The sequence below is a fragment of the Aquiflexum sp. genome (assembly GCF_041749095.1).
In the GTDB taxonomy this organism is placed as follows: domain Bacteria; phylum Bacteroidota; class Bacteroidia; order Cytophagales; family Cyclobacteriaceae; genus Aquiflexum.
This window is the reverse complement of record NZ_JBGTCA010000485.1, coordinates 1-2843: the sequence shown is the minus strand read 5'-3', so window position 1 is coordinate 2843 and position 2843 is coordinate 1. Positions and strand designations below refer to the sequence as shown.

At 42.5% G+C, this 2843-nt stretch carries 2 protein-coding genes; both read left to right on the top strand.

All coding sequences use genetic code 11. The features are described 5' to 3' along the window. Positions 1-1960: DUF6797 domain-containing protein (locus tag ACEW8O_RS22080; protein WP_373496799.1), on the top strand; the 1960-nt coding region annotated here is incomplete at its 5' end. 171 nt (positions 1961-2131) lie between these two features. Further along, the coding region (locus ACEW8O_RS22075; protein ID WP_373496798.1) for a sialate O-acetylesterase at positions 2132-2843 on the top strand (712 nt) is incomplete at its 3' end.

The window sequence follows — 2843 nt, the reverse complement described above, 5'->3', positions numbered from 1 at the left end:
AGCTTGGACAGGGGAAGGCTTTATTGATTGGGAAGCCATTTTATTTAACGGAAAACACAATATCTCCCCAAGAACAGCCGGAGACCTGCATTTTTCAAATCCCGTCGTTCCAGCTTGGGCAAATCCTACTACAGGTACTTTCGATGATCCCAGATTCATGGCAAGGGACAAAAGAAGATTTGGCCCCTTGCCAAGGGAATGGGCACATTACAAGGGACTTTACCAATTCAAGGATCGGGTGATCATTTCATACACCGTAGGAAGTGCCAAAATTCTGGAAACATTCGGACTGGAAACGGTCGATAACCAGCCGGTTTTCACAAGGACATTGAATATTTCATCCTCAGATAAGTCCCTACAAATGAGAATAGCTCCAAGCGGAACCTCAGTTGCGATTGTGGGAGATGGAGTGAAATTAAAAAATCAGAATGGATTTATTGTGATGGAAGTGGCTCCGTCTATGCCTGCAAAAATCAAATTACTTATAGGAAAACCCATGTTGAAGGGACTTCCTCAATACGCCAAAACTTCCGGCCAAGCTGAGGACTTAAATCCTTTGATTAAAGGTGGGCCTGCAAGGTATCCCCAAAAATTAACCTCTGAGGTCCTACAAGGCTCCCAAGAAGGTCCATTTCAGGTGGATATCATGAATCCTCCCTTCGACAGTCCGTGGAAAAACCAATTCCGATTGAGCGGATTGGACTTCTTTAAGGATACTAACAAAGGAGTAATTTGCTCTACGGATGGGGATGTTTGGCTGGTAGAAGGGTTTACGAAAAACTCGGGAAAACTCACTTGGCAACGAATTGCTTCAGGCATGTTCCAACCTTTGGGAATCAAAGTAGTCAATGAGGAGATTTTTGTCACGTGCAGAGATCAGCTCGTAAAGTTGCATGACTTTAACGGAGATATGGAAACAGATTATTACGAAAGCTACAACAATGACCATCAGGTAACCGACCACTTCCATGAATTTGCCATGGGACTTCAGGTAGATAAGGATGGGAACTTTTATTATGCAAAAAGTGCCCGGCATGCGCGGGAAGCTTTAATACCTCAACACGGAACTTTAATTAAAGTAAGCAAGGATGGCTTGAAAACAGAAATAGTAGCCACCGGTTTCAGGGCTGCAAATGGCGTCTGCCTCAATCCGGATGGCACATTTATAGTAACCGACCAAGAAGGGCATTGGAACCCCATGAACCGGGTCAATTGGGTTAAAAAAGGTGGGTTTTATGGTAATAAGTTTGGCTATAATCCCCCGGCCGACAGCACAGAAGCCGGGATGGAGCAACCCTTGGTTTGGATAGACAGAGTAATAGATCAATCTCCCTCAGAACTCCTTTGGGTGGATAGTAAAAAGTGGGGGCCTTTGAACGGCAAACTGCTGAACTTGTCTTACGGTTACGGAAAAGTATTCGTGGTTCCCTTTGAAAAAATCGGGGATCAGGTGCAGGGTGGGATTTTTGAATTGCCGGTGCCAAGATTTTCCACTGGAGTAATGCGGGGACGTTTCAATCCTGGGGATGAACAATTGTATTTGTGCGGATTGTCAGCTTGGGGTTCTACTCAACCTCAGTTGGGCGGACTTTATCGAATTAGAAAAGTGGAAAAACCAATGGTTATTCCAGTTGGAATACAGGCAACTAAAAATGGAATGAAACTGAGTTTTACAGACAATCTGGATGCAAATAGTGTTCAGGACACTTCTCATTATTCAGTTAAAACCTGGGACCTTTTACGGTCCAGAAAGTATGGGTCGAAACATTACAATGAACAAATTTTGATAGTGACCAAAGCGGAATTGGACAAAGACAAAAAATCCATCAAACTGACTATACCCGACATCAAACCTACATGGGGTATGGAAATACAATACCAGATAAAAGATGGCAGAGGCAATACTGTGGAAGGATTAGTCCAGAACACTATTCATCAATTGGGGGGAAAATTGAAATAGTGGAGTATCCCATTGATCGTGACGCAGATGTTATTTCTGTGATGGCAGCTAATGTAATTCCGGGAGAAATTGTTACGCACCAATGTGGAATCGATAACTGGTTATAACTAAATCAATTATAGTCCATTAGATAAAAAGTGACCTATAATCAACAATTAAATGAAGATATAAATGAGACGAGGCAATTTATTTATTCTATTAGCATCAATCCAATTACTGGTGATTCAATCAGTTTATGCAGAAATTAAACTTCCTGCGCTGGTATCTTCAAATATGGTATTGCAGCGCAATGCTACCGTCGTACTATGGGGCTGGGCTGATGCCAAAGAGAGCATTTCTATTGATGCATCCTGGCTAACGGCTCCAATGGATCTTATTGCTGACAATGAGGGAAATTGGCGCATTGAGGTGAAAACGACCAACAGTAAACAACCCCAAATCATTACAATAAAAAGTGAAACGTCGAATGTTGTATTGGAAAATATCTTATTTGGAGAAGTTTGGTTGTGTTCAGGGCAATCGAATATGGAACAACCTATAAAAGGCTTTAACGGGCAACCCACATTTGGTTCTGTTATGTCGATTGCAAATTCCCATAATACAAACCTTCGACTGTTCTCAGTTGACAAAGCAGCCTCAATGACTCCATTAAATAATGTGGAAAAGTATTCAGCCTGGCAACAAGCGTCTCCGGAAAGTGTGGCAGGGTTCAGTGCTGTGGCCTATTTTTTTGGACAGCAATTACAAGAGATTTTAGATGTTCCGGTTGGTATGATACATACCTCTTGGGGAGGCAGTTTGATAGAAGCCTGGATGAGCAGGGAAACATTGGGTTCAATCAAGGAGGTTGATCTTACCGATGTTGATTTGGATCGTGGAAACC